Origin of the sequence: Desulfosporosinus sp. Sb-LF (assembly GCF_004766055.1) — a bacterium.
Taxonomy (GTDB): Bacteria; Bacillota; Desulfitobacteriia; order Desulfitobacteriales; family Desulfitobacteriaceae; genus Desulfosporosinus.
The window spans coordinates 165,506-184,506 of sequence record NZ_SPQR01000003.1 but is presented as its reverse complement, the minus strand read 5'-3'; the positions used below and the strand labels follow the sequence as shown (position 1 = coordinate 184,506).

The window sequence follows — 19,001 nt, the reverse complement described above, 5'->3', positions numbered from 1 at the left end:
AAGGTGAGCAATTTGTCTACACCACTTGACCCAAATAACATTCCGAAATTTCTTGACGAATTAGTGATCCCACCAGTATACGAGCCGACAATTGTCAAAAAACCGTTCACAAACATCGTTAAAAGTCATGACTATAGAATTTCTGTTAGCCAATTTTCTCAACAAATTCTTCCCTCTGGCTTTCCCGAGACGATCGTTTGGGGATATGGCGGCAAAGCCAAAGATCCAGAAACGGGTGAAATCATGCCTGATTTCCGTAATACGCCTGGCGCTACTTTTGAGGCTTTGAGAGGTGTTCCAATCAACGTACAATGGGAAAATAATCTCGGGGGACCTCATCTGCTTCCGGTCGACCCAACTCTGCATTGGGCCAATCCGAATAAAATGGGCATGCCTATGCCACCTTTTCCGGTCTTTCCTCCAGGGTTTCCACTGGCACAGGCTCCTGTTCCTATCGTTCCTCACCTGCACGGGGGTGAAACCGAGTCAGCCTCTGACGGTCATCCAGAGGCTTGGTTTACTGCGGGAGAGGCTATAACGGGACCAACTTTTGAAAAATCCCGGTATCATTATGGAAATACACAGGAACCCACGACACTATGGTATCATGATCACGCACTGGGAATTACTCGCCTTAACGTGCTTATGGGTTTAGCCGGCTTCTACTTGTTACGAGATCCACATAATCCCCTCGACAAACACACATCTATCCTCCCACAAGGGAAATTTGAAATCCCATTAGCTATCCAAGATAGATCCTTCAATACTGACGGCTCATTTGCGTTCCCCGATACGGGTATTAATCCGGATATTCACCCCTATTGGATGCCGGAGTTTTTCGGTGATACAATCATGGTTAATGGTAAGGTCTGGCCAAACCTAGCCGTTGAGCCGAGACAATATCGTTTCAGGGTTCTAAACGGCTCTAACGCACGGTTCTACAACTTAAAGTTCTCCAATCAGATGCCCTTTGTTCAAATTGGCAGTGACGGGGGTTACCTACCAAAGTCTGTGCAACTTATATCCCTGCTCATAGCCCCTGGCGAGAGGGCAGATATACTTGTCGACTTTTCAGCAGTATTACCTGGTTCCAAACTAATTTTAGAAAACGATGCTAACGCGCCCTTCCCGACTGGAGATCAACCCGATCCTCTAACGGTAGGTCAAATAATGCAGTTCACAGTACTTGATAAACCGGCTGTTACACCACCACCACTTCCGCAAAAACTTAATACTATACCACCCCTAATTGTTAATTCAAAAAAAAGAACATTGGTTTTATTTGAGGTTGGGGGACCAAACGGACCGTTAGAAGTGTTATTAGATGGTCAAAAATGGCATTCCCCAATCTCTGAACTTCCTCTAGTCGGGTCGACCGAAGAATGGGAAATTGTTAATCTTACGATGGATGCTCATCCTATTCATTTACACCTAGTTCAATTCCGCTTAGAGAGTCGCGAAGCGTTGCTTGATATGCAGTATATGGATGATTGGATAGCGCTTAATGGAATGCCGCCACTTAACCATCCAACCAAGGTACTGAACACTGAACACTATCTTCTAGATGGGCCGATGTATCCGCTGCTTAACGAACAAGGATGGAAGGACACGATAAAGGCTTTTCCAGGTGAGGTGACAACGATCAGGGTTCGATTTGCTCCACAGAATGCTCGGATCTCTATTCCAGGAATGAATCTTTATCCTTTTGACCCTTCGAAGGGCCCTGGCTATGTTTGGCACTGCCATATTCTCGACCACGAAGACAATGATATGATGCGGCCGTATAAAGTTCGGAGAACGCAGTTGAAGAGAAAAGATTAGGGATAGAGAGTGACTCATAGAGGAGGTAAAATGAAATAACGGGTAGCGGTAATGCTTTCCCGTTATTTCGTTTTACCCCTCGTGGTCACGGGAAGTAACATTTTCCGTTTTCAGACCGCAATGAAGGAAAAACGTTGTCCGAAGTAGAATTCAATTTAATGAAAGAAATAATAATTATGTGTGGAAGGAAGAAGATGTAATGGGTAATCCTTGTGGAACGACCAAGGCCAAGGTTTATGAGAATATAGAGGTTAACGGGATCCCTATTTATTTTGGCTCTGGGGTTAATCCGGTTAATTCTCCTGCGCAGTTTTTTGTAGCCTGGGGAAAGGAGGTTTTGTCGAGGGGGTTAATTCATACATTTAATAGTGAGTCATCCGAACAGGGGTCTTTGTGGTTTAGCGACGAAGATGAGGCGGAGGCCAAATATGCCCAGATACAGCGGATCTTGGCAGGCTGATTCTAACCCTATAGATTTGAAAGTTTCATAAGTGGAATCATAGCTATTTCCTTTTTTCCAATCAAAGAGTATAATATTGTTAGATATTTAGATTGTTGTCTAAATATCTAAATTGGTATTTGTATAAGGGGGTGTACCGTTTAATGCTTAACCTACCATTCAAAGCACTTGCAGATCCGACTAGGCGAAAGATTATTTTATTGTTGAAAGATCGAGATTTGACTGCTGGCGAAATCGCAGAACAATTTGACATGTCGAAACCAAGCATTTCTCATCATCTTAATACTCTTAAACAAGCTTTGTTAGTGACTGATGAACGAAGGGGTCAGAATATTTATTACTCGCTGAACACGACAGTATTCCAAGAGGTCATTAAGTGGTTTTTTAACACAACCCACGTTAACGAAGGAGGGCACGAAGATGAATGAGATAAGTAGTACGGTGAAGAAAGATTGGTTGATATTAAGCTTGATCGTTCTGGGATTTGCACTAGGGGTTTATTTTTATCCCTTGCTTCCTGACAGAGTACCTGTTCATTGGAATGCGAATGGAGAAGTAAACGGGTATGGAAGTAGGCTTTTCGGAGCATTCGGACTGCCTGTGATAAATCTAGCAATGTATGTTATGTTTCTAGCCCTTCCATACATTGATCCCAAACGTAAAAACTACGCCAATTTTAAATCAACCTATCAATTTCTAAAATATTTATTAATTGTCTTTTTCCTCGGGATGGAAGTCATTACCTTTCTTATCTCCACAGGGATTGTCGTTAATAGACCGATTTTTATTCAGGTCATGATTTCACTGTTATTCATATTTATAGGAAATGTCATGGGCAGGGTGAAACACAACTATTTTATAGGAATAAAGACCCCTTGGACTTTGGCTAATGAAGAAGTATGGAGAAAAACCCATAGATTAGCTGCTCCGTTATGGGTATTCGGTGGGGTCTTGAATATACTGTTTACTCTTACAGGTGCAACGTTAAACGGATATGGTTTTATAAGTATTGTGGTAGTGATTTCACTGGTGCCGACTGCTTATTCATATTTTGCCTATCGGAAAATCACTAACAAGTAAACAAAGCATCTGCGCCCGAAAGCGCAGATGCTTAAATTTTGTTTTTACCAAGCGTGATGATGTCTCCATCTATGAAAAGGACGGATAATTAACCAAATGGGTTGATGTCTCCTATACCGTCTGTGATGTCTACCATCCATGTGAGACCATTGATCCATTATTATCACTCCTAAAAATTTATTGCTATGAGATATTCTAATTTCTTTGCTTACAATCCCATTATATGGGAAATACAATATGTCTGGTTCCCTACTCAGCCTGTATAAAGCAAAAATATTATAAACAGGTATAATGTCGAATGATTTTTGATTTAAATCAAAAAACGTTCGACAAAGAGTTGACCATTGTCGTAATTTCTTGTAATATATAACTCAGACATGCGAAGATAGAGTTCATATAGTAGCAGAGATAAGGTCTGCAAGTTTCTACCGGGCTGCCGTAAATGGTCCGACTATGAGCGAAATTGGATTACACCTCGGGGATAAAACCCAGGCGGGTAGATTTCTCTCGTTCATTTGAGTTGAAATCTTTCGCTTGGGTATTGTTTTTTGGACAACTTGTATAGCGTTATTTTGTTATTATATGAACATCGGGAGATACTCAAAAAGGGTTGGAAGAAGGAGGAAACCATATGCCTAATAAGGAAATGTTACTCATCCCAGGGCCTACACCCGTTGTGGATGAAATTTATGAAGCGTTAGCTAGTGAAACTTACGCGCACACTGATCCTCGAGTTGTTAAGATTTTTAAAAACAGCCTCTCTTTAACCAAGCGGTTATTTAACACGGATGGAGAGGTTTTTGTCGTGGCTGGCTCAGGGACCCTAGCTATGGAAATGGCGCTTATCAATACTGTCGCTCCAGGGGAAAAGTTACTGGTCATAAGTCATGGCTATTTTGGCGACCGCTTTATCCCGATAGCTAAGGCTTTTGGAATCCAAGTAGAGTCTCTTCAGGCAGAGTGGGGAAAACATATCCAGAAGGAACTGGTCGAAGAAAAGTTGGCTGAAGGTGGCTTTAAGGCTGTAACTGTAACTCATGTTGATACTTCGACTGGGGTTATGGCTCATATAGAAGAACTGATTCCGGTTGTTAAAAAGGCAGGGGCGCTTTTTATTCTCGATGGAGTTTGTGCGGCTGCAGCGATAGATGAAGATATGCAGAAAACCTACGGACACCCTGACTACAAATTGGATGTGGTGTTAACAGGCTCCCAAAAAGCGATCGGGGTTCCGCCTGGACTCGGTATAGTGGCATTTGGTCCGAAGGCTTTGGCTGCTCGTGAAGCGATGGCTAAAGTCCCAGGGTATTATTTGGATATTAAAAATTGGATTTCAATTATGAATGATCCGGGCAAATACTTCGCAACTCCTCCGGTTAATATGATCTATGCCTTTAATAAAGGTATGGAAATTGTTATGGCAGAAGGGCTGAATAACCGTTACCGGCGCCATGCTGCTTTAGGTCAAGCCGTGAGAGCAGGATTGAAAGTTTATGGAATGAAACCTTTGGCGGCTGAGGAGGCTGCGGCTCCTACCTTGAGTTGTATAGTCTATCCAGAAGGTGTCAATGATGTGGAGTTCCGTTCCCGGTTAGCAGCTAAAGGCATGGTGATCGCTGGTGCTTTGGCTTCTTTAGCAGGGAAGGCTTTTCGGATCGGCCATATGGGGAATGTCACCGAAGAGATGTTTGTAAAAGCAATCGAACTCGTCGGAGAAACTCTTAAGGAAATGGGACTTGAAGCCAACATGGAAGCAGCGGTCGAAGAGTTTAAGAAAGTATATCATTCAGTTTAAGTTGAAAAATTCGTGATTTACGATAATCATGGGATACCTTATATAACGTTACGTACCAAGGCTGCGAGTATATGCTTGCAGTCTTGTTACGTTTTAAGTCGAACGATTAACAGATTTAAACGGTGAACGTTCGAAAAAACTGTTGACCTATGTCGGAATTCCTTGTAAAATGAAATCAAGGCAAACGAATATTGTGTTCATATAGTAGCAGAGATAAGGTCTGCAAGTTTCTACCGGACTGCCGTAAATGGTCCGACTATGAGCGAAAGTGTACCTAGGGTAAAAAATCCAAGTGATGCAGAATCGCCACTCAACTTCGGCTTGAGAAGTAGAAGTTTTTAGTGGTTGGTTAGTCGTGGATAAAACCCAGGCTGACAGATTTCTCTCGCGTTTTTTGAGTTGAAAACTGTTCGCCTGGGTTTGTTTTTTTAGATAACAAGATTGACTACTAGGAGGGGCTGGAGTGTTTACAGTACTTGATTTAGTTCAACCGAATAGCCTAGATGAAGCATATCAGGTTCTTTCTAAAAAAAGAAACAATACAATTCTTGGTGGGTGTGCTTTTTTGAAAATGGGTTCCAAACGAATTGGTACAGCGATTGACCTTTCCGACCTTAAGCTTAGCTATATCGAAGAACAGGATGATTTCATTGAGATTGGGGCTATGACAAGTCTAAGGGAGATTGAAACCAATACGATGTTGAGAGAGCATTTCAATGGGGTGCTATCCAAATCGGTTGAAAATATTATCGGAGTGCAATTTAGAAACGGAGTTACTGTGGGCGCTTCGGTTTTTTCTAAATACGGTTTTTCCGATTTGATCACGGCTTTATTAGCGTTAGAAACGGAAGTCGAGTTATACAAGAATGGGAGAATGCCCTTAATTGACTTTTTAAGCAAACCCTACGGAAAAGACATATTAGAGAGACTATGGATTAAGAAAAACAAGCGTCTAGCCAATTACCAGAGCTTTAGAAATTCGGCCAGTGACTATCCGATCTTAAATGTTGCAGTTTCAATGCTTGATGATCGATGGACAATCGTTGTGGGGGCAAGACCGAGAAGAGCGGCAATAGCTAAGAAAGCTTCGACAACTCTGTCCACAGTAACCCTAACAGACAAGGAGATCGAGGATGCGGCGCAACAAGCCGCAGCCGAGTTATCCTTTGGCACAAATATGAGGGGGACGGCCGACTATCGCCGGGCTCTCTGCCAAGTGCTCGTCAAGAGGGGAATAATGGAGGTTCTGCAATGCAAATCGAAGTAACGATTAATGATAAAGTAGTAACTTGGGACGTAGCAAACGGTGAATTTCTGGCGGATACTTTAAGGGCCCAAGGTCTGCTTAGTGTTAAGAAGGCATGTGAAACAAGCTGCTGCGGACTATGCACAGTCTGGATTGATGGCAAGTCTATGCTGTCTTGTTCAATCCTTTCCTCGCGTGTTCACGGTAAAAAAGTCACAACTATTGAAGGGGTTCCCAAGGCGGCAGAAGAATTTGCCCAAGTACTAAGCGCAGAAGGGGCAGAACAGTGTGGTTTTTGTAGCCCAGGGTTCATCATGAATGTGCTGGCCATGAAAAATGAGTTGGTTAATCCTTCAGAAGAAGAAATAATACACTATCTGACCGGTAACTTGTGTCGTTGTACGGGCTATATGGGGCAGCTCAGAGCAGTTAAGACCTATCTGGGGGTGGAGTAGGGATGAATAGCCTAGGTTTAAAAAATGTAGGTCAAAGTATTCGCAAAATTGATGGTATGATGATCGCTACCGGCAAACCAGTGTACACTGAGGATTTAGTAATGCCAAATGCGTTGGTCGTGAAAATCCTGAGAAGCCCCCATGCATATGCTAAAATTAACTCGATCGATATCTCTGGGGCAGAGAAGTTAGAGGGCGTGGATTGCGTTCTTACTTATAAAGATGTTCCAAATGAACGCTTTACACTTGCCGGCCAATCTTATCCCGAGCCCTCTCCCTATGATCGCCTAATTCTTGATCGAATTGTTCGGTATGTGGGAGATGAAGTGGCGATTATCGCTGCGGTGGATGAAAAAACAGCGCTTTTAGCCATGAAGAAGATTAAAGTTGATTATGAAGTTTTGGAACCTGTTTTGAATTTTGAGCAGGCCTTGGGACATTCTTCGATAATTCATTCTGAAGAGGATTTGCACGTTAATTTCGATATTGGACTAGATAAGGAAAAAAATATTGCCTCCTCTTACTACGAAGCAGTAGGAGATGTTGAGGAAGAATTTGAGCGTTGCTCCGTGGTAGTAGAGGATGTTTATTATCCGCAAGCTCAGGCTCATGCCATGATGGAAACGTACCGCGCTTTTACCTACCTTGATCACACTGGAAGGCTAGTTGTGGTCAGCTCTACTCAGGTTCCTTTTCATATTAAAAGACAGTTAGCGAGGGCTTTGCAGATTTCCGCGGGTAAGATTAGGGTAATCAAGCCCAGAATCGGCGGCGGTTTCGGAGGAAAGCAAACAGGCGCTGGTGATGTCTTTGCAGCGATCGTAACCTTGAAGACTGGAAAACCCGCCCTCATCATTTATGATAGAAAAGAAACGTTTAGTTGTACGACCAGCCGTCATGCTATGAGATTGAAGGTCAAACTGGGAGCGGATCAGGAAGGGATTATTCGAGCGATCGATATTCAAGTCTTATCTGATACTGGAGCGTATGGGGAACATGCCTCCACCGTCTTAAGTTGTGTAGGCCATTATACTCTTCCACTTTACAATAAAGCGAGAGCGGTTCGGTTTACTGGAAATGCCGTGTATACGAATAAAATGCCTGCAGGAGCTTTCCGAGGGTATGGGGCTACTCAAGGAACGTTTGCCTTAGAATCGACAGTTAATTTGTTAGCAAAACGATTAAATATGGATCCGACTGAGATTCGCTTAAAAAATATCAGCAAAGTCGGAGAAACCTTTCTGACCGGTCAAGGAGTTCTGCTGGGAAGCTCGTCTTTAGATCAATGTATAGTCAAGGGTAAAGAGCTGATTGGCTGGAAGGAAAAATTCCCGCGACGAGCGATCGGTCACAAAAAAATAAGAGCTGTGGGAATGGCGATTACGATGCAGGGCTCAGGGATTGCGAATATCGGTACTGCATCCGCTGAAATTAGATTAAACGATGATGGATATTTTACCCTTCTCATTGGAGCAACGGACATGGGAACTGGATGTGATACGATCCTCAGTCAGATGGCTGCGGAGATTTTGGAGATTCCGATGGAGATGATAATTGTAAACGCCGGGGATACCGATACTTCTCCTTATGATCCTGGGTCTTATGCCTCAAGTACGACCTATTTAGCGGGGTCTGCGGTTGTAAAGGCAGCGGAGGAATTGAGAAAGAAGATTCTGGAACAGGGTGCGACGTTTTTAGGGGTTTCTTCGGAGGACGTCGAACTGCATGAAATGGCAGTTCGCACGGTTAATGGGGATCAAGAGATGAGTTTTGCCAAACTAGCAGAGCTTACCATACTGGGTACGGGAAAGCTCCAGCTCGTTGGTTATGCAACCCATGGAAGCGAAATTTCCCCTCCGCCCTATGTAGCAGGCTTTGCGGAGGTAGAAGTTGATCAAGAGACTGGAAAAATAGACTTGATCGACTATGTTGCGATCATAGATTGTGGAACTGTGATTAATCCTAATTTAGCCCGCATTCAGGCCGAAGGTGGGATTGTCCAGGGAATAGGGATGGCCCTCTACGAAGATGTAAACTATAATGAGTTTGGCAAAATGGCTACGAACTCCTTTATGCAGTATAAAATCCCGTGTCGCAAGGATGTCGGGAAAGTGCGGATAGAGTTTGAAGAGAGCTTTGAACCCTCGGGGCCTTTTGGAGCGAAATCTATCGGAGAAGTGGTTGCCAATACCCCACCGCCGGCCATTGCCCATGCGATTTATAATGCAGTGGGGGTCAGAGTAAACCATTTACCGATTACTCCTGAAAAGGTATTTGTAGGATTGCAGAAACTGTAAAACTATTTAGCTCCCGGAGCCTGGGTGAAAATATAGTAGTTATAAGCAAAGTTAGGATAGGTTTTATAGGTAAGTGGAGTAAGAAACAGGCTGGAAGCAATGCTTCCAGCCTGTTTCTTACTGTTTATTTTCTCTCAAAATCTTTATACAGCAGGCTAGGCTGAACACCACGATTGTTTTGGTATTTACCGGAACAATATTTGTCGAAATCACCTTCGATCGAGTGATAAAAAATTTGACATATTTCAACTCCTGAGTAGATGCGGATTGGGTGAACACAGTGCATTTCTAGTGTCCAGTAACCAGCAAATCCGACGTCGCCGAAGCCTGCAGTTACGTGAATATATAAACCAAGTCTTCCTATAGACGATCTACCTTCTAACATGGGTACATAATTATCCGTCTTTGTGTATTCTACTGTTCTACCTAAATAAAGTGTTCCAGGTTCCAGTAATAGACCCTCAGGGGGAATTATTAAGGTTTTTACCTCGTTGTTCTTTTTCATATCAAGAATTGGGTCAGTATAGATAAGTAGTTCGTGATGCAACGTTAGATTATAACTATTAGGGTTTAACTGGTTTTCATTAAAGGGCTTGATTGTAATTTCGTTTCCAAGTTTTTTCTTAACTTCCCTTCCGGATAAAATCATAGAGTGCCTCCCAATTCTCGGTTATTATTCGTTTGGAGTGATTAATTTTAACATATTCTTGTCGCTTGATAAAACAATTGTTAAACATTAATTCTTTGTCAAAATAAATTGGATTATAACCTTTGAAGTGAATTTATATGTCTATTTTCCATAGAAGTAAAATGAATTGCCATAAAATGCAATCGTCTAGAAAGTTATTGAGAAAGTTTCTTTCAGTGAGAAGAAGGAATGTTTTGAGTTATGACGAATTGTCTGAAATGCCGCAAAAGAGGAAGAAGTCTACAGCTGACGAAGGAGCGATATCATGGCCATTATAAAGAACTTAAAACTTGGAGCAAAGTTAAGCATCTTTTTAGGGGCAATTCTATTGCTTTTATTGTTATCAAGTTTATTTGGTTATCTTGGTCTGACACAAAACAGTAAAGAATTCTATGAGTATGGAAAAATAGCCAACGAGGAAGTGTTGGCTGGAAGAATCCAGACTAATTTATTGGAGAGCCGGATCGCCTTTAAAAATTTTATTGAGCTAGGGGATGATTCCCAACAACAGATTTTTGAGGATCGCTTTGCTAAGATGCAGAAATTTATCGAGGATCTTAAGTCTACTACGGATGATCAAGAACGGGCTAGAAGTGTTGAGATTATTTCGCTGAGGGCAAATGAATATAAAGAAGGCTTTAAGAAAGTAGTCGCTTACAAAACCCAAAAAATAGCCATATATAACGTATTGATCAGTAAGGGACCCGAGATGGAAGAGGCCCTCTCCAAAATTGCGCAGTCAGCCAATAATGATAACAATCCAGCAACGGCCTATTGGGCAGGAAATGCTGAAAAGAATTTACTTCGTTCTAGGTTATACGTTGGTAAATACCTAGAGAATGATGATCAAAATGCTATAAACTTAGCGAAAACGGAGTTGGACGAATTAGAAAAATCACTGGATTTGTATATTAAATCGAGTGGTGCAAAAAACAAGGAACAGATTGATCTCGTTATTAATGATAGAAACATTTATTTAAATAACTTTGTTGAAATTGTTTCAGTGATAGAAAGTAAGAAAAGTGTGATTAAGAGCTTAGATATTATTGGTCCTGAGATCTCAGGTAATGCAGAGGGTATTAAACAATCAATCATAAAAGAACAGGAGACCTACGGCCCAAAGGTTAAACGAAATAGCGACAATTCAATTTACGGAATGATTGCTCTATCGTTGCTCGCAATTGTTCTAACGGTGCTTATTTCTATAGGTATTTTAAAGATGGTTGTTGTACCAGTAAAAACAGTTACCAGTACTTTCAAAGATATCTCTGAGGGAGAAGCGGATTTGAGAGTAAGGTTGAAAGTCGTTTCGACAGATGAACTAGGAGATATGGCGGCTTATTTTAATAAATTCATGGAAAAACTTCAGGTCATCATGAACCAGAATAAGAATCAAACGTGGTTGAAAACAGGCCAGGCAGAATTAAGTGGAAAAATTCGTGGGGATCAAGATATTATTTCCTTAGGCAATAATATTATTTCCTACATTGCTAAATACATAAATGCCCAGATAGGAGCCATCTATCTTTTTACGAAAGATCAACGCTTAAGAATGATAGGTAGTTATGCTTTTACCAGGCACATAAATCCTTCTAACGAACTCCGATTAGGCGAAGGGTTAGTCGGGCAGTCAGCCTTGGAAAAGCAAACACTAGTTATCACCGATGTTCCGGAGCATTACATTAAAGTTAACTCTGGTATAGGAGAGGCCGCACCACATAATGTTATTGTTACCCCATGCATTTATAATGAAGATGTTAAATGTGTTATTGAACTAGGTTTATTTCATGAAATCACGAAGATTCAACAAGAATTTATCGATATGATTGGCGAGAGTATTGCTATCACGATTCATTCAGCGGAAGCGCGAACTGACATGGAGACATTGCTCAGTAAAACAATGGAACAATCGGAGAAATTACAAGTTCAACAAGAAGAGCTAAGACAGAGTAATGAAGAACTTGAAAGACAAACTAGGGCTTTAAAGAGTTCTGAACAAAGTTTGAATGTCCAACAGGAAGAATTGAGAGTGATCAATGAGGAACTTGAGGAACGTACTAAAAGTCTTGAATTACAAAAGAAAGCGATCTCCATAAAGAATGTGCATTTGGAAACTGCACAAAAAGAAATTGAAGCTAAGGCGAAGGACCTAGAGATTGCGAGTAAATACAAATCGGAATTCTTAGCCAATGTATCACATGAATTGAGGACTCCTTTAAATAGTATTCTGGTATTATCTCAATTGCTGGCTAATAAGACGGACAATTCTCCTCTGACCGCTAAACAGCTTGAATTTGCTAAGACAATTCATAGTTCTGGAACGGATTTACTCATACTCATCAATGACGTCCTAGACCTATCAAAGGTGGAGGCTGGGAAAATGGAAGTCAATTATGAGAACATGAGCCTGAGAGAGTTGGAAAATTATGTAGAGAGATCGTTTAGACAAATTGCCTTGGATAAAGGACTTAGCTTGACCTTCAATCTGGATGGGAGTCTTCCTGGAAGTATTTCGACCGATGGGCAAAGGGTTCAACAAATAATTAATAACCTAGTTTCTAATGCTTTTAAATTCACCAAAGAGGGTGGAGTTACGATAACTATTCGTCGCCCAATCCCTGGTGATTTCTCCAAGCTCGATATCGATAATGATAGATTCATCTGTATTATTATCAGTGACACTGGAATTGGAATCCCAGTGGAGAAGCAGTCATTAATATTTGAAGCTTTTAGACAATCTGATGGTACTACAAGTAGAAAATATGGTGGTACGGGACTTGGACTTTCAATTTCAAAAGAACTTGCTCGTTTACTTAAAGGAAAGATTGAACTGTTAAGCGAGGAGGGAAAAGGGAGCTCGTTCTGCTTGGTGCTTCCAGAAGATGTGGATAGCCTTATCCCCTTTGAACAAGTAGCTACTTCCCTTGAAAAAGAGGTTAATGAGGCTAATAGCAGACATGAACTTAGCCCGATCGTTTCGAGTGCGAAATTACTTCTTATTATTGACGATGATCAAGGCTTCTTGAATGTCTTAGCTGACTTAGCCCATGAAAAAGGGTTTACCTGCTTAACCTCCGATAACGGTGAAACCGGCATCAGATTAGCGCTTAAGCATAAACCAAAGGCAATATTACTTGATTTGGGTTTGCCTGGAATGAGCGGTTGGGAGGTATTGGAAATGCTAGGGGATTATAAAGAGACGAGGGATATCCCCGTACACATTATCTCTGGACATGAAAATAAAATGGACGAATGTAAGAAGGGTATTATCGGATATCTTCAGAAACCAGCCAATGTGGAAACGATTAATGACATGTTCGAACGTTTAGAAGGTTTAGAAGAACAATCCTTGAAGAAACTATTGCTTATAGCCAGCGATGTTTTTCAGAAAAAGACGATTACTGAAATAATCGGTAAAAAGGGTATAATCGTTTTGACGGCCGATACAGGGCAGGAGGCTTATACTCTTTTAAAGATAGAGCGCTTCGATTGTATTATTCTCGATATTATGTTAAAAGATCAGTCGGGTTATGAGCTGTTGGCTAAGCTCAAGGAAGAAAAAAATCAGGTACCTATTATTATATATACTGATAAAGAGGGTATATATAATAATGACGATTTACTACAAAACTATGAAAGTATCATCATCAAAGGTTCTCACTCAATGGAGAGGCTTGTTGCTGAGGCCAGCTTGTTTTTGCATGGTGTAGATTCAAAAATAACTGATCCAAGACATAAAGAAACAAAAAGACATCAACATAAAGAAACTTCATTAAAAGATAAGAAGATACTCATTGTAGATGACGATATGAGAAATGTGTTCGCCCTTACAAGTGCTTTAGAAGAAAAGGATATGATCGTTATTATAGGTAAGAATGGCAGAGAAGGCATTGATAAACTCCACCAGAATCAAGATATTGACCTTATCTTAATGGATATTATGATGCCTGAGATGGATGGCTTTGAGGCTATGAAAGAAATTAGACGAGAAAATAAGTTTCGAAAAATACCTATCATCGCGCTTACTGCTAAAGCAATGAAAGAGGATAAAAACAAATGTATTGAAGCTGGGGCTAATGATTACCTCACGAAGCCCCTTGAGCTTGATAAACTCATTTCGCTCTTGAGGGTGTGGTTACATAAATGATTCGTGATTGTAATTCGAATTACCTTGAAAGCAAAGACATAGAGATTCAGCTCCTTCTGGAGGCAATCTATCTCAAATATGGATACGATTTTAGAGATTACTCTAAAGCACATTTAAAACGGCGAATTATGCATCGATTATCCGTTTCTGGATTTGAGAGTATTTCACAAATGCAGTATCAGATTCTCTACGATAGAACGTTTTTAGAGAATTTGCTCACTGATTTTTCGATTAATGTTACCGAAATGTTTAGAGATCCGCCGTTTTATAAAGTCTTTCGCCAAGAGGTTATCCCTGTTTTGAAAACATACCCGTTTATAAAGATCTGGCACGCTGGATGTTCAAGTGGGGAAGAAGTGTATTCGATGGCTATTTTACTCAAAGAAGAGGGCTTATATGAGCGTACTCAAATTTATGCCACGGATTTCAACGTGGAAGTACTTGCTAAAGCTAAACAAGCAATCTACCCGATTGATGATATTAAAGACTATACCTACAATTATCAACAATCTGGTGGACTAACCTCTTTTGCAGACTATTATATTGCAAAGTATGACTCAGTTATACTTGATCAATCGCTTAAGGATAAAATTATATTTGCAGATCATAATCTCGTAACTGATGGAGTATTCGGCGAGATGCATGTCGTTATCTGCAGAAATGTTCTAATATATTTTAACAGAGAACTTCAAAATAAAGTTTTTAAGCTTTTTTACGAAAGTTTACGTAAGGGTGGATTTTTGGGCATAGGAACAAAGGAGAGTTTAAGATTCTCGAATCATTTTGAGAAATTTAAGGTTATTAGTGAAGACCTTAACATATACCAAAAGAAATTTGAGGTTTAGCAAGGGGCTGGAGAATTTGGGTTATCAGGCAGTTGTGATCGGTTCTTCTACAGGAGGGATGGACGCTCTAAAAATTATTCTGGAAGTATTACCAAAGAATTTCTCAGTACCTATCTTAGTTGTTCAGCATACAAGCTCTCATTCAGACAACTATCTAGCCAAGTTTCTTGACAATGCCTGTAAGGTTTCGGTGAAAGAAGCCGAGGAAAAGGAAAAAGCAATTGCAGGGCATGTTTATATTGCACCGCCTAATTATCATCTTCTCGTAGAAAAAGATGGATCAATTTCCCTTTCGGTTGAAGCACGCGTCAGTTATGCTCGTCCATCGATCGATGTGCTTTTTGAATCTGCTGCCGAGGCATATAACAAAGGATTGATCGGACTTGTCCTAACTGGGGCGAATAATGATGGAAGCAAAGGCCTGAAAAGAATTAAAGAGTGTTGTGGGTTGACCATTGTTCAAGATCCGATTACCGCCCAGGCTGACACAATGCCTAGGGCGGCTCTACGAGCAACAAAGGTGGATCATATTGTATCGCTGGAACAGATCGGGCCATTCCTTAATAAAATAATTCAAGAAAAAAGTGGGGACAGACGTGGTAATAAATGAAGAGATTAAGATACTAATTGTTGATGACAATTTAGGGAATCTTCTTGTTTTAGAGGGCATTCTTGAAGAGCTCGAATGTAACATTATCAGAGCGATGTCTGGAAACGAAGCGTTGGGTTTAACGCTGGAACATGAATTTGCCCTGGTGCTTCTTGATGTTCAAATGCCCGAAATGGATGGCTTTGAAACCGCCGAGCTTATGAGAGGGAGTGAACGAACTAAATTTATTCCAATTATCTTTGTTACGGCGATCAGTAAAGATCAACGGTGTATCTTCAAGGGATATGAGGTAGGAGCGGTCGATTATCTCTTTAAACCTATAGAAGCGATTGTCCTTAAAAGTAAAGTCAAGGTCTTTTTAGAACTCTATAAACAAAAAAGGATGTTGAAAACACAGGCTGAAGTACTGGAGGCTAAGGTGAAGGAATTACTGGAACTAAAAGAAACTAACTTTCATCTGGAGAATCTGTCAACCTTAGACGGTTTGACAGGAATTCCAAACCGGCGTAGCTTCGATCAGTTTATTGAGATGAGTTGGAAGAATTCCATGAGAGAACAACAAACGTTAGCGTTGGTCATGGCCGATATCGATTATTTTAAGGCCTTCAATGATAACTATGGACACCTTAAAGGAGATGATTGTTTAAGACTTGTGGCGAAGACGTTAGTTACAAGCATTAAAAGACCTATCGATTTTGTTGCACGGTATGGTGGCGAGGAGTTTATTGCTGTCTTACCTAATACGGACAAGATAGGCGCGTTATTGGTTGCTGAGAGAATGAGGAGAAATATTGAGCACTTAGCCATAACACACGAACATTCTATGGTCGCATCTTGTGTTACGATTAGTTTGGGTATTACTGATATAATTCCTCAGCAAGCAGATACAATATTAGAGTTAATCCAGACCGTTGATAATGCCCTTTATCAAGCAAAACAACTAGGAAGAAACAGAGTATTTGTAGCATCATTTTAAGGCTACTGGTTAGATTGGTCATACCGACAAAGAAGAAGGAACGGGTCTGGATTCTATCCGGACCCGTTCCTAAATAAATAGAAATGAATATTATCCGTTTATTAGATAGACTTTTTTAAGACTTGAATTACCTCTTCGATGTCTGGGAGGTCAGGCATATTATAAACCTTTATCCACATCACTTTGCCCTTTTCATCAACAACAATGTTCGCCCGTTCTGAAAATCCCTCCAGCTCACGAAACAGGCCATAGGCCTTAGCAACTGCCCCATGCGGCCAGAAATCGGAGGGCAATTTTAGGTTGGAAATTTGGAGTTCTTTTGCCCATGCATTTTTTGAAGGAACTGGATCAACGCTGAAACCTAGGGGGATTGTATTAAGTTCTTCAAACTGTGCATAATTAGCCTCTAATGATTTCATCTGTTCAGTGCAAACGGGGGTAAAAGCTAAAGGGTGCCAAGAAAGTAATACTTTTTTGCCTTTATAGTCGTTTAAGCTAACCATTTTACCTCGGTTATCCATTAGATTGAAAACAGGGGCAGTAGCTCCTACCAAAATGGGGTTTTCCATTTTATACCTCCAGTGAGATTTATCAATTACCGCTAACGTCCTATAAAGTCTTGAGCAAACATTTTTCCGTAAGTTGGACTGGCGGTTATCCCGATACCTACGTAACTAAACGAGGGGTTAAGAAGATTCGCTTTGTGATCAGGGCTGTTCATCAGGGCTGCATGTGCTGCATCTACCGACGAGTTTCCGGCTATATTCTCACCAGCTGAAGTATAGCTAATTCCAAACGTTTTCATCATTTCAAAAGGAGAGCCATAAGTCGGTGAAGTATGGCTGAAGTATGATTTTGCAACCATCTCGTCCGATTTTACCTGAGCCATCTTTTGTAGTTGGGAGTCAATTTTAAGTAGGCTTACCCCTGCTTTTGATCGTTCTTGATTAATCAGGTCAAGCATATGTTGCTGATCGGCAGAAAGTTGGACAGTTGTAGAAGGTGTTGGAACGGGAGCAGGTGTAGTAGGAGTGGTATTCGGCGGATAGTAGGCCTTGGCGAGGTCTGCAGAAATCGCCCCCACAACGTCACTTTGCAAATGAACGACCCACCATCCACCAAGTTTGCCGATACATTCAATAATTTGACCTTGGTATACTATACCAACCTTAAGAAATGTAGTACTGGGGCCAGACCTCACATTGGCCGAGGAGGCTGTAATCGTGATTTGTCCGGGTACATTGGTACGGCTAAATTGGGTTTGAGCATTAAGGAGAACGGGCGAAGTTGTTAATATGAGAATGGTTATAAGAAGAATTCGGAATACTAAGTTGCATTGTTTCATCTTTGATCCCCTTTTTAGAGTTTATTTACAATTACTATTCTACGGAATCTGACTTTCTTTAATCGTGTTAAAAAAAGGAAAAAATCCTAAGGTTAGCCTAATCTTTTTATTTGTGAGTTAAGTCACGATAAGTTTGATGGCAATCAGATATAATAGAGTGAATTAATTAATTATTCAGATAGGATAAAGAGGAGGTTACATCCATGCTACCAGGTCAAGCTTTAACCACGGCTATGGGTATTTTGCCGCACAGGAATTTGCAAGAAGCTCAAAAATTAGCCTTGGATTTAGATATTCCCTTTTGGCCTCAATTACCTCGGCTACGATACAGAGAAGATATGTATGCGCAATTTGCCGAACATTTTCCTGGAATAATCATGGACGAAGAAAAGGAAATTCTGCGGTTCTCCCATGATCGTTTCGCACAGGAACTTGATGATTATCTTCAAGCGAGCGTTATACCGGAATACTTTGCGTTGTCTGAAGAATCTTCTGCAGTTTTTAATACATTTTTGACACAAGACCTGTCCTCTTACAGATTAATTCATGGACAGACGGTAGGTCCCATTAGTTTTGGACTCAAAATATGCGACGAAGAACGAAAGCCCATGATTTATAACGATTTTGTTCGTGAAATTCTTTATGATTTCCTTCATCACAAGATAACCTGGCAATACAATCAATTAAAAAGAGTTCACCCTAATCCCTTTGTTTGGCTCGATGAACCAGGGTTAGAAATGATCTTTAACTCGTTCAGCGCCTACACATCTGAAGTTGCTCAAGTGGAATATGGGGCTTTCTTGTCTAAACTCCCTGGTCCTAAGGGTGTGCATTTATGTGGTAATCCTGATTGGGCATTTCTTTTAAACGCTGATCTTGATATTCTCTCCGTGGATGCCTTTAGTTGGGGACACATTTTGGTTCGTTATGTTGACGAAGTGAAAGAGTTTTTACGACGAGGAAAAATAATATCTTGGGGAATCACTCCCACCTTGACCAGTGAATTAAGTTGTGAGACTGTCGAATCATTAACTACTCGTCTACTTGAATTATGGAAGTTTCTTAATCAACATGGCATCGATGATGATCTAATATTTGATCGTTCCTGGTTAGCCCCATCTCGTTGCTGTCTTATTAATGGCGATGGAACGCTAAGTATCAATCACTCCTTTACACTATTGAAAGAAATATCTCGAAAGCTTTGTTTGCGTTAAAAATTATTCGAATTCATTTAAA

At 40.8% G+C, this 19,001-nt stretch carries 16 protein-coding genes and 2 riboswitches; of the genes, 13 read left to right on the top strand and 3 right to left on the bottom strand.

The window, feature by feature from the left end:
• Window positions 1-12 precede the first annotated feature (12 nt).
• The 8 genes from E4K68_RS05530 to E4K68_RS05495 all read left to right on the top strand — a co-directional run bounded on the left by E4K68_RS05530 (window position 13) and on the right by E4K68_RS05495 (window position 9,154).
• Entirely contained in the window at window positions 13-1,821 is a 1,809-nt protein-coding gene (locus E4K68_RS05530) for a multicopper oxidase (RefSeq protein WP_135377944.1), read from the top strand.
• Window positions 1,822-2,020: 199 nt separating this feature from the next.
• Window positions 2,021-2,281, top strand: coding sequence for a hypothetical protein (locus E4K68_RS05525; protein ID WP_135378124.1), 261 nt, complete (start codon window positions 2,021-2,023; stop codon window positions 2,279-2,281).
• A gap of 143 nt (window positions 2,282-2,424) precedes the next feature.
• A complete protein-coding gene (locus E4K68_RS05520) occupies window positions 2,425-2,709 on the top strand; it encodes an autorepressor SdpR family transcription factor (protein ID WP_135377942.1) in 285 nt (94 codons plus the stop codon).
• Window positions 2,702-3,361, top strand: coding sequence for an SdpI family protein (locus tag E4K68_RS05515; protein WP_135377940.1), 660 nt, complete (start codon window positions 2,702-2,704; stop codon window positions 3,359-3,361). Before E4K68_RS05520 ends, E4K68_RS05515 begins: the two co-directional genes overlap by 8 nt.
• A gap of 372 nt (window positions 3,362-3,733) precedes the next feature.
• Window positions 3,734-3,835, top strand: a riboswitch (purine riboswitch).
• A 157-nt stretch (window positions 3,836-3,992) separates the two neighbouring features.
• The gene (locus tag E4K68_RS05510) at window positions 3,993-5,156 is read left to right on the top strand and encodes an alanine--glyoxylate aminotransferase family protein (protein WP_135377939.1); all 1,164 of its coding nucleotides are present in this window, start codon (window positions 3,993-3,995) and stop codon (window positions 5,154-5,156) included.
• A gap of 177 nt (window positions 5,157-5,333) precedes the next feature.
• A riboswitch (purine riboswitch) is annotated at window positions 5,334-5,435 on the top strand.
• Between the two features lie 184 nt (window positions 5,436-5,619).
• Window positions 5,620-6,423 carry an FAD binding domain-containing protein gene (locus tag E4K68_RS05505; RefSeq protein WP_135377937.1) on the top strand — a complete coding sequence of 268 codons (804 nt, stop codon included), beginning with the start codon at window positions 5,620-5,622 and terminating at the stop codon, window positions 6,421-6,423.
• Complete coding sequence (locus tag E4K68_RS05500) at window positions 6,408-6,857, top strand: 2Fe-2S iron-sulfur cluster-binding protein (protein WP_135377935.1); 450 nt, start codon at window positions 6,408-6,410, stop codon at window positions 6,855-6,857. Before E4K68_RS05505 ends, E4K68_RS05500 begins: the two co-directional genes overlap by 16 nt.
• A gap of 2 nt (window positions 6,858-6,859) precedes the next feature.
• Window positions 6,860-9,154 carry a molybdopterin cofactor-binding domain-containing protein gene (locus tag E4K68_RS05495; RefSeq protein WP_135377933.1) on the top strand — a complete coding sequence of 765 codons (2,295 nt, stop codon included), beginning with the start codon at window positions 6,860-6,862 and terminating at the stop codon, window positions 9,152-9,154.
• 124 nt (window positions 9,155-9,278) lie between these two features.
• On the opposite strand, the gene dcd is transcribed toward E4K68_RS05495, so the two are convergent.
• Window positions 9,279-9,803 (bottom strand): dCTP deaminase, encoded by a 525-nt coding sequence (gene dcd, locus E4K68_RS05490; RefSeq protein ID WP_135377931.1) that lies wholly within the window; start codon window positions 9,801-9,803, stop codon window positions 9,279-9,281.
• A 304-nt stretch (window positions 9,804-10,107) separates the two neighbouring features.
• On the opposite strand from dcd, the gene E4K68_RS05485 reads away from it, so the two are divergent.
• From E4K68_RS05485 to E4K68_RS05470, 4 genes are read left to right on the top strand one after another with little or no spacing between them, the layout of a single operon-like run.
• On the top strand, window positions 10,108-13,989 hold the full coding sequence (locus tag E4K68_RS05485; protein WP_135377929.1) for a response regulator: 3,882 nt from the start codon (window positions 10,108-10,110) through the stop codon (window positions 13,987-13,989).
• A complete protein-coding gene (locus E4K68_RS05480; protein WP_135377927.1) occupies window positions 13,986-14,834 on the top strand; it encodes a protein-glutamate O-methyltransferase CheR in 849 nt (282 codons plus the stop codon). Before E4K68_RS05485 ends, E4K68_RS05480 begins: the two co-directional genes overlap by 4 nt.
• 16 nt (window positions 14,835-14,850) lie before the next feature.
• Window positions 14,851-15,444, top strand: coding sequence for a chemotaxis protein CheB (locus tag E4K68_RS05475; protein WP_135377925.1), 594 nt, complete (start codon window positions 14,851-14,853; stop codon window positions 15,442-15,444).
• Window positions 15,431-16,420 carry a diguanylate cyclase gene (locus E4K68_RS05470; protein ID WP_199241691.1) on the top strand — a complete coding sequence of 330 codons (990 nt, stop codon included), beginning with the start codon at window positions 15,431-15,433 and terminating at the stop codon, window positions 16,418-16,420. The genes E4K68_RS05475 and E4K68_RS05470 overlap by 14 nt, the downstream gene beginning before the upstream one ends.
• Window positions 16,421-16,521: 101 nt before the next feature.
• On the opposite strand, the gene E4K68_RS05465 is transcribed toward E4K68_RS05470, so the two are convergent.
• Both E4K68_RS05465 and E4K68_RS05460 read right to left on the bottom strand, forming a co-directional pair.
• On the bottom strand, window positions 16,522-16,989 hold the full coding sequence (locus tag E4K68_RS05465) for a redoxin domain-containing protein (protein WP_135377923.1): 468 nt from the start codon (window positions 16,987-16,989) through the stop codon (window positions 16,522-16,524).
• Between the two features lie 32 nt (window positions 16,990-17,021).
• On the bottom strand, window positions 17,022-17,765 hold the full coding sequence (locus tag E4K68_RS05460) for a CAP domain-containing protein (protein WP_135377921.1): 744 nt from the start codon (window positions 17,763-17,765) through the stop codon (window positions 17,022-17,024).
• A 203-nt stretch (window positions 17,766-17,968) separates the two neighbouring features.
• On the opposite strand from E4K68_RS05460, the gene E4K68_RS05455 reads away from it, so the two are divergent.
• Window positions 17,969-18,979, top strand: a complete 1,011-nt coding sequence (locus E4K68_RS05455) for a hypothetical protein (RefSeq protein WP_135377919.1) — start codon at window positions 17,969-17,971, stop codon at window positions 18,977-18,979.
• The last annotated feature ends 22 nt before the right edge of the window (window positions 18,980-19,001 follow it).

Bases quoted from the DNA above. Each gene is read 5' to 3' on its own strand.
- E4K68_RS05500 (WP_135377935.1), top strand. From the start codon at position 6,408: ATGCAAATCGAAGTAACGATTAATGATAAAGTAGTAACTTGGGACGTA.
- E4K68_RS05485 (WP_135377929.1), top strand. From the start codon at position 10,108: ATGGCCATTATAAAGAACTTAAAACTTGGAGCAAAGTTAAGCATCTTT.
- E4K68_RS05510 (WP_135377939.1), top strand. From the start codon at position 3,993: ATGCCTAATAAGGAAATGTTACTCATCCCAGGGCCTACACCCGTTGTG.
- E4K68_RS05525 (WP_135378124.1), top strand. From the start codon at position 2,021: ATGGGTAATCCTTGTGGAACGACCAAGGCCAAGGTTTATGAGAATATA.
- E4K68_RS05495 (WP_135377933.1), top strand. From the start codon at position 6,860: ATGAATAGCCTAGGTTTAAAAAATGTAGGTCAAAGTATTCGCAAAATT.
- E4K68_RS05460 (WP_135377921.1), bottom strand. From the start codon at position 17,765: ATGAAACAATGCAACTTAGTATTCCGAATTCTTCTTATAACCATTCTC.
- E4K68_RS05515 (WP_135377940.1), top strand. From the start codon at position 2,702: ATGAATGAGATAAGTAGTACGGTGAAGAAAGATTGGTTGATATTAAGC.
- E4K68_RS05520 (WP_135377942.1), top strand. From the start codon at position 2,425: ATGCTTAACCTACCATTCAAAGCACTTGCAGATCCGACTAGGCGAAAG.
- E4K68_RS05480 (WP_135377927.1), top strand. From the start codon at position 13,986: ATGATTCGTGATTGTAATTCGAATTACCTTGAAAGCAAAGACATAGAG.
- E4K68_RS05465 (WP_135377923.1), bottom strand. From the start codon at position 16,989: ATGGAAAACCCCATTTTGGTAGGAGCTACTGCCCCTGTTTTCAATCTA.
- E4K68_RS05455 (WP_135377919.1), top strand. From the start codon at position 17,969: ATGCTACCAGGTCAAGCTTTAACCACGGCTATGGGTATTTTGCCGCAC.
- dcd (WP_135377931.1), bottom strand. From the start codon at position 9,803: ATGATTTTATCCGGAAGGGAAGTTAAGAAAAAACTTGGAAACGAAATT.